The following is an 8325-nucleotide window of genomic DNA, read 5'->3' as shown; positions in this document are numbered from 1 at the left end:
CGTGGTTGATAGGTCAGAGGTGGAAGTGCAGCAATGTATGCAGCTTACTGATACTAATAGGTCGAGGACTTGACCAAGATAAATGATGGAAGATGTATGTATGCGGTTTTCAGAGAACTGTTTACAGATATATGCTGGTGTGGCTCAATTGGTAGAGCAGCTGACTTGTAATCAGCAGGTTGTAGGTTCGAGTCCTATCACCAGCTCCAGAAATACTATCATGTGTAAAAGAAAAATTTCTTTTATATATGATAGTATTTTTTTATAAAAATATTATTATGGAAATATTAAAAAACGATGTATATACTTTATACATCGTTTTCTTTATTTGAGTGATAATTATTTAAATTTCAGATTTATCGATCAGCCTTGCATGTAGTACTGTTCTTGCATCATCAAATTCATAACTGCAAGTAGATAAAGTAAGAATTCTTTCAGACGAAATATTAAACCCTTTTAGAAGTCCAGGATTTTTTAGATATATACTGTCGTCAAAGATAGATAAATCACTGCATTTTTTCAGATATTCAGAAAATGTTATATCCTTAGAAAAATCTGTAACTGTATAGTCCAAAGAAGGTTCAGCCACATACACTGAAAATGGTTCATATGTATATTTGTATCCATCTCTGTATATATATATTTTATGCTTTTCATTCCAGAAATTATTATCTTTAAATTTTTCAAGATTATTGAACATAGTCTGGTTTCTCATGTTGTGACCGTAAAGAATAATATTTTTATAATCAGTTTTATTTCTATAATCCATAAAAATACTTCCGGATGAAGAATCATTTTTATAAAAATCTTTTTCAAGATAAAAATCATTATCTGAATATACAACCACGGGATAATCTATATTTGTTCCATCAACATTAAGCCACATAATATAATCGCCGTTGATATTTTTTAATTTCTGCTCATCGATAGAAATATTGTTTCCTAAAGAAGGACTGTAGTTTTTCCGTATATTATTATAGGTTTCGGATGATTTGTGATAATCAATAACTTTTGTAACAATTTTATAACCACTTACCGTCATAGCGATAATAAGAATAATAGATATAAAATCAATTATAATTGTTTTTTTATTCATACAACCCCCTTATTTGATTAAAAAGATATACAAGTATCAATAATATTGTTATATCTTTTATTATACATGTCAATATTATACAAAGAAATTTTGACAATAATCAATATGTATGATAAAATAGTCCAGTCTAATTGAAAATCAAGTAAGCCAGATAATCGCGGGCAGCAGGGATGCTGCGTGAGGAAAGTCGGAGCTCCACAGAGCAGGGTGCTAGGTAACGCCTAGTGAGAGTGATCTTAAGGATAGTGCAACAGAAATAAACCGCCTCTTAATGCGCGCAATGAGGTAAGGATGGAAAGGCGAGGTAAGAGCTCACCAGCGGCCAGGTGACTGGTCGGCTATGTAAACCCCACCTGGAGCAAGACCAAAATAGGGCTAAAGAGTGTTGCTCGCACTCTCCGGTTGGTAGGTCGCTTGAGCTTACTGGTGACAGTAAGCCTAGAAAGATGATTATCTAATACAGAACTCCGCTTATAGACTTGCTTGATTTTATTGATATGGCACTCATATAGAGTGTCTTTTTTATTGCTTAAATATAAAAATATATTTGTAGATAACAAAGGATACTAAATTATCAAAATAAGAATATTTATTAATATTCTTACTATAAAATTAATTTTATTGGCGTATAAAGGTTCACCTTTATATATAAAGAATGCTATAATATAATAGTATAAATGCAGTGGATTTCATCTTATTGTTAAATACGAATAGTATACATCTTTTAGTTTAAAAATATAATATTGGAGGTATACAGTTAATATAAATTAGCAGGGAGTGAATAGATTGAGCAATAATAGCATAATAAAGGAAACTGTTTTAAATGTTACACAGAGATTTTTAAAACAGGAGAGCAAAACAAATAGAAAGCTTGACAGCATACTTAATAAAAAATTTGAAAAAGTTGAATTTAATGAAGACAAATATATTGATCTTTTAAAATACAATGTTTTATTCTACAAAACTTTATCGAGAAATACAGAACCGATAATATCTAAATGGATACTTGAAAAATATATACCGGAAATAGATGAACTTGAAAGTGACATTGAGCTTATAAATGCAAGATGCAGAAAATATATAAATAATGCAAAGAAAAACGGAATTGAATCATTTAAGGAAGCAGATTTACAGAGTTTTGTATATTACGACAAAATGTCTAATGCGGATAAAATAAAGAGACTTCAGAAGGATTATAAAGTACTGAATATATATATGGAAGTTCTTTCTATGACATTGAGAGAGCTTAGCCTTAAAAGAGAAGATAGTATAGATCTTTTCCTTCTTAATCCTGCAGATGCAAGAATAGAGTTAAAGAGAGAAATAATTGTAATTGTAAACAGAATACTTGCAGGTGGACACAGTAAATCTGAAGAAAAAAGCCAGGTAGAGCAGAAACCATCAAAAGAAACATATTCAAAGGATGAGTTTGAGAAAAAAATCAGACAGATATCTGATGCGGAGATAATGGACTGTGTCAATGAGGAATTCAAAAGAATAAAACTTCTTGAAAATATATCTTCAGATGAGGCTTTTGGAGTTGGTGGCGTAAATATATACGATTTTGCAGCTGCAACAGTTCTTCTTGACTATGTAAAAGGCAAAGAAAGAGCAATTATAGAGGGTGCTATGAGACTTACAGTATCTGGTGAATTTGGAGAAGAAAACTTTGCTGAATTTATGAAAGCTGTATCTAAAAAAGAGAACACTATAGATCCAAAAGTATGGGACAAAGCAGTTTTATATTTGAGAAATAATAAAAAGTGTCTTGAATCATCAGAAATAGCAGTTACAAGAAGAAGTGTGCCTGCGGATATAGATATAGAAGAATATATTTATATGCTTGAGAATGCCGATAAATCAGAACCATTCAGAAATAGAATGACAAGAAAAATAGATTTATCAATGATAATACCTCGGAGTGTAAAAAATTCTACTCAGACAGAAAAATCAGAAGGTAAAAAAGATGAAGCTATGGATAATATTGAAAATGCAGATTATGATTCAGAGGAAAATATATCAGAGGAAACTGATTTAGATGAAGAAATAAACAAAGAAGACTATCTGAAAATTGATGACAAATCTGAAGTTGAAGACAAAACTAGACACTATGAAATTCATATAGACCCTGAAAAAAGAAAAGAGTCATTCAAGGCGAGAGAGATAGCCGAAATAAAAGAATCTGAAACAGAAGAAGAAAAAGAAATAGAAAATGCAGTTGTAAGAGCTAAAAGAGCAGTCGAAAATATAAAAGAAGATATCGCAAAAGAAAATGAAAAGAAACATGAAGATGACGATATATATAAATTTGATGATGAGAATGAAGATGATTCAACTCTTGATGCAATAGCAAAATTAGCTTCTTCAGAAGATGAAGAGGAGGACGAGCCTGAAGTTGAGGTAGTAGAGAGAAAAGGGTTCTCTTTATTTGGAAGAAAAAATAAGAAATCTGAAGAAGAGGAAGAATTCGAGGAAGAAGAGTTTGAAGATGATGAGGAGTACGACGAAGAGGAATACTATGAAGAAGATGACGAGATAGAAGAAGAAAGTGTACCATCTTCATCAGAGATGTCTCCAGAGGATAAGAAAAAAAGAAGAAAACTTGATATAATTGTTGCAATACTTATACTTGCTGTTGCAATAGGTGGATATGCCCTTATAGTAAACAAGAAAAAGAAAGAGGAAGCATTAAAGCAGGAGCAGATAAAACAGGAACAGCAGATAGAGGCTGAGAAAAAACGGGAAGAGGAAAGAAAACAGGCTGAAGAGCAGAAAATAGCTGAAGAGCAGGAAAAAAGAAACCAGGAAATGGAAAAAGTTAAGGACAGTGGAGAGTATTACAGAGTATATGCAGGTTCAATGAAGAAAAAAGAGGAAGCTGATGAACTTATAAAACAGCTTGAAGCTAAAGGATTCTCAGGAGATATAATCCACATAGGTAACTATTATAAAGCTTTTGTAGGTGGCGATATAGGTGTATATTCTGAAGCTCAGAAACAGATGAATGCACTTAAGGCAAAAGGATTCAGATCATATATAGAAAAATACGATAAATACTGTGATTTAAAAATAGAAGATTTCAGACTAAGAGCTGAATATATGAATAAAGAGGAAATTGAACAGGAATATAATAAACTTAAAGAAGAACTTAGTGGAAGAAAGAATTTTACAGACTATGAGAAAATACTTCAGTCTACATATGATGATCTTATAGCTCAGAAAAGTGAATAAATGTAATTTGGAATTGCTGTCTGAAAACCAGGCAGCAATCATTTTAGAAATAAAGTATGATAATTTGAGGTGATAAGATGCTAAAGTTAGGTGAAAAAGCGATATATGAATTTTCTAGAGGATTTGATATAAGAGGGGCAAAGTGTAGTGCATCGGGTAAAAAACTTTATATAACAAATCTTGGTAATATAATAATAACTGCATCTGATATATCAGATGAAACTGCAGAAAGATATGTTTATAGTTATTCAGAGTACAAAATAAAATTATCAGCACATCTTTCTGAACAGGAAATTATAGTATCTGAAAAAGGAATGCCTTTCAGGGTAATATCATCAAACTCAGAAAGAGAGTCTTTTGTAGATTTTGAACTTAGAATGGATATAGATGATTTTTCATATATATGCAGAAATCAAAGAGAATTTATATTTGAAATAGATGAAAATCAGAGTTTATTTGTAATTGATGAGGAAAAAATATTTTCTGGTGGAATAAACAGAGACCACGAAAAATTTGTATTTGCAGGTGGAAAAAATAGATTTGAAATATATTATGACGATATAGAGAGATTTATGATAGAAGGAAATATGATGACTCTAAAAGGTTATTTCCATATGGAAAGGGAGTCTATTATAGCAAGAACAGTCCAGATATTTAACAATAATACAAAAAGAATACCACCAGCTGGATTTGAAGAAATGATATCTGAAAATCCTAAAATAGGCAATATGCCACAGGAAAGTAAAATAGTATTTGGAAGAATAACAGGAAGTGCCGGCGGATTTGATTACAAGTCATCAAATGTTCTTGTTGTGAGATATGATAATAAATTTATCATAATAAATAAAAAAACAAAAAGAACTATATCTTCATTTGATATACATAAAAGTGGGATAGTAAGAAATGGAAATGAAACAATAGTATATGATGGAGAAAATATATTCAGATTGTATATGAACGATAAAAATATAGAAGTTACTGCAATAGATGACGCTCCGGAAATAAATACAAATGATATAGCAATTACAAGAACAGGTAATCCTGTATTTATAGAAACAGATGGAAAAAATATCTATGTAAAAAAAGATAGAAAAAGGGATATACTTACAATTTCAGAAATGTACGTATCTGATATAAATATAATCAATGATGACAGTTTCAGTAAATACGGATATAAAAGAACTAAAATAACATTTGGAAATGAATATATAGAAATTTATCTTAAAAAAGATATGATTGACAGCCTTGTAAGAGAAATATTTGTATATTCAAAAGAAAAGGAAATAAAAAAAGCTGATATACATGAGATTTATAGAAACTGGTCCAAATCTGTAAATGATATTGTTATATATAACTTTTTTGCGAGACTTTATGCAATAAGAAATGATATAGTAGAGACTATGAAATCTGGAAATATAACAGATGAGATAAGAATAAATATAATAAATGAGCTATATGAAGACATAACATCATTAAAAGAAGATATTGATGCGCTTACTGTATATATGCCGGATTTTGTAAAAGCACCGGCGATAGATATAGCAGGAAGACTGACAGTAATAGAATCGCCGGCATATAGATATATTGATGAGATATTCTCGGATATAGGATATACAATAAAAGATGAACTTAGAGATATAGAAATAATTATAGGAAATCTATCGTTTGTAATATCTCCGGAAGAAAGAAGAAGACATATATTCAGAATGCTCAAAGAAAATGAAAGTGATAGACTGAAACTGTTTATGAATAAGGCTTTAAATAAACTGGAGCACATAGTTTGCAGAATGTATCCATACTACATAAGAAATACAGAAGAAAGACTGTATGCTATATTTAGATTGATTGAAAAAGAGTATAAAAATTACGATTCTGAAAAAGTAAGAGAAAAATTATTCAGAAGTATTACAGAAATGTATGCATTCAGACAGGGAAGATATTCTAAGGATTCTGATATAAGAAGAAAAGATATAATAGAAGAACTTCAGATAAATGCCTATTCAGAAAAAGGTGTATCATCTTTTGAATGGTTCTTTATGGGGGGAAATGATTATGAAAGATAGTGTATGGAATGGAAAATACAGATTTATAGAATTGGGCGACTCAGAAGTTGTAGATAACTGCCATGAAGTTGACTTAGATAAGCTTATTTTTGAAAATATGAACTTTGAAGAGGGAGAGGAATATATAATTCCGGATGAATCTGAAAGTTCTATACTTAATGATTTTGCCTCTGGAACAGGGTTTACCGATATTGATGATGAGGCTGATATAGATACGCAGTATCTTGAGCTGAGTGCAGATTTAGATGATTTTGATGAAGATGACTCTCTAATTATTGATGAAGATATAGAAAGTATAATAGCTGATATATAAGTTTTGATATAAGAATATGGAAAACCCTCATATAAATTTATGAGGGTTTATCTATGTTCAATTTTATTATTCACACAAAACTGTAATATTTGTTTAATTGAAAAAAATTATAAGGATATATATAATATATACGTAGAGAAAAGAGATTTGGAGGCAATTATGAAACTTAATGATATATTAAAAGGAATAGAAACAGTATCAGTATCAGGTGATATGAATGTTGAAATATCTGATATACAGTATGATTCGAGAAAAGTTGAGGAAGGTACAATGTTTATCTGTATAAAAGGATTTGTATCTGATGGACATAAGTATATAAAATCAGCATATGAAAAGGGTGCAAGAGTATTTCTTGTGCAGGACGAAGTAGATGATATAGAGGGATGTACATTTGTACAGGTAGCAGATACAAGAAAAACGATGGCGGAAGTTGCAGCAAACTTTTGTGAACATCCGTCAGAAAAATTTGAAGTAATAGGTGTAACCGGAACAAACGGTAAAACAAGTATAACAACTTTCCTGAATGAGATACTGAGAAGTGATAATAAAAAAGTTGGTCTTATAGGTACTATAAAGATATTTGATGGAGACAATGAAGTGGTTTCAAACTCTACAACTCCAGAAAGTGTCGATCTTCAGAAAATATTTAAAAAAATGATTGAAAATAGATGCGATTGCTGTGCAATGGAAGTTTCTTCTCATTCGCTTGAACTTAATAGAGTAGATAGCACGGACTTTAAGATAGGAATATTTACAAATCTTACACCAGATCATCTGGATTTTCATAAAACACTTGAAAACTATAGAAATGCAAAAGAAAAACTTTTCCATAAGACATCAGAAGCCAATATAATAAACATAGATGATTGTGGTGGAGAAGTTATATACTCTCATATAAAAAATCTTGATACAAAATGTTATACATACGGTATAGAAAAAGAGGCTGATTTCAGAGCAACTGATATACATTCAGATGCGTCTGGGGTATCATACACTCTTAATGGACCGGGATTTGAAGAAAAAATATTTGTGCCTGTTCCGGGAATGTTTACAGTTTATAATACTCTTGCAGTAATTGCAGCATGTGAGGTGCTTGGAATAGAAAGAAGAGTGTATGTAGAAGGTCTTAAAAATACAGGTGGTGTTTCAGGAAGATTTGAAACAGTTCCAAATGACAAAGGAATAAGTGTAATAGTAGATTATGCTCACACACCTGATGCACTTGAAAATGTTTTAAATACGGCAAGAGAATTTACAAAAGGAAATCTTATATCTGTTTTTGGATGTGGAGGAGACAGAGATAGTGAAAAAAGACCTCTTATGGGAGAAATAGGCCAGAGATTATCAGATAGATGTATAATAACCAATGACAATCCTAGAACAGAGAATCCTGAAAAGATAATAGACGATATAAAAGCAGGTCTTGATATAGAAAGACACAACTATGAAATAATATACGATAGAAAAGAAGCGATAGAAAAAGCTATAAAAAATGCGTGTGAGGGAGATACGGTTCTTATAGCAGGAAAAGGACATGAAAATTATCAGATAATAGGAACTGTGAAACATCACTTTGACGATAAGGAGACAGCAAGAGAAGTAATAGATTCTCTTTAATAAAA

Annotated in this window: 5 protein-coding genes, 1 tRNA gene and 1 other RNA gene; 6 read left to right on the top strand and 1 reads right to left on the bottom strand. The window is 30.8% G+C overall.

Annotation, left to right across the window (positions count from 1 at the left end; translation table 11 throughout):
• The first annotated feature begins 133 nt into the window (after positions 1–133).
• Positions 134–209: transfer RNA gene (locus tag EXD82_RS06750), tRNA-Thr, on the top strand.
• A 134-nt stretch (positions 210–343) separates the two neighbouring features.
• Here the strand turns inward: EXD82_RS06750 and srtB are convergent.
• A complete protein-coding gene (gene srtB, locus EXD82_RS06745) occupies positions 344–1096 on the bottom strand; it encodes a class B sortase (RefSeq protein WP_142536156.1) in 753 nt (250 codons plus the stop codon).
• 139 nt (positions 1097–1235) lie between these two features.
• Between srtB and rnpB the strand changes: the two genes are divergently transcribed.
• From rnpB to EXD82_RS06720, 5 genes are all read left to right on the top strand, one after another.
• Positions 1236–1586: RNase P RNA component class A (gene rnpB, locus EXD82_RS06740), an RNA gene on the top strand.
• Positions 1587–1882: 296 nt separating this feature from the next.
• Positions 1883–4327 (top strand): SPOR domain-containing protein, encoded by a 2445-nt coding sequence (locus EXD82_RS10310; protein WP_174919183.1) that lies wholly within the window; start codon positions 1883–1885, stop codon positions 4325–4327.
• Between the two features lie 77 nt (positions 4328–4404).
• Positions 4405–6390 carry a hypothetical protein gene (locus EXD82_RS06730; RefSeq protein WP_142536155.1) on the top strand — a complete coding sequence of 662 codons (1986 nt, stop codon included), beginning with the start codon at positions 4405–4407 and terminating at the stop codon, positions 6388–6390.
• Positions 6380–6703, top strand: coding sequence for a hypothetical protein (locus tag EXD82_RS06725; RefSeq protein ID WP_142536154.1), 324 nt, complete (start codon positions 6380–6382; stop codon positions 6701–6703). The genes EXD82_RS06730 and EXD82_RS06725 overlap by 11 nt, the downstream gene beginning before the upstream one ends.
• A 159-nt stretch (positions 6704–6862) precedes the next feature.
• Positions 6863–8320: a UDP-N-acetylmuramoyl-L-alanyl-D-glutamate--2,6-diaminopimelate ligase gene (locus tag EXD82_RS06720; RefSeq protein ID WP_142536153.1), complete on the top strand. Its 1458-nt coding sequence runs from the start codon at positions 6863–6865 to the stop codon at positions 8318–8320.
• The last annotated feature ends 5 nt before the right edge of the window (positions 8321–8325 follow it).

The sequence above is a fragment of the Peptacetobacter hominis genome (assembly GCF_006861675.1).
Taxonomy (GTDB): domain Bacteria; phylum Bacillota; class Clostridia; order Peptostreptococcales; family Peptostreptococcaceae; genus Peptacetobacter; species Peptacetobacter hominis.
This window is presented reverse-complemented; position numbering and strand designations above follow the sequence as displayed.

Coding starts and splice junctions, on each gene's coding strand:
- srtB (WP_142536156.1), bottom strand. CDS start 1,096: ATGAATAAAAAAACAATTATAATTGATTTTATATCTATTATTCTTATT.
- EXD82_RS06730 (WP_142536155.1), top strand. CDS start 4,405: ATGCTAAAGTTAGGTGAAAAAGCGATATATGAATTTTCTAGAGGATTT.
- EXD82_RS06725 (WP_142536154.1), top strand. CDS start 6,380: ATGAAAGATAGTGTATGGAATGGAAAATACAGATTTATAGAATTGGGC.
- EXD82_RS06720 (WP_142536153.1), top strand. CDS start 6,863: ATGAAACTTAATGATATATTAAAAGGAATAGAAACAGTATCAGTATCA.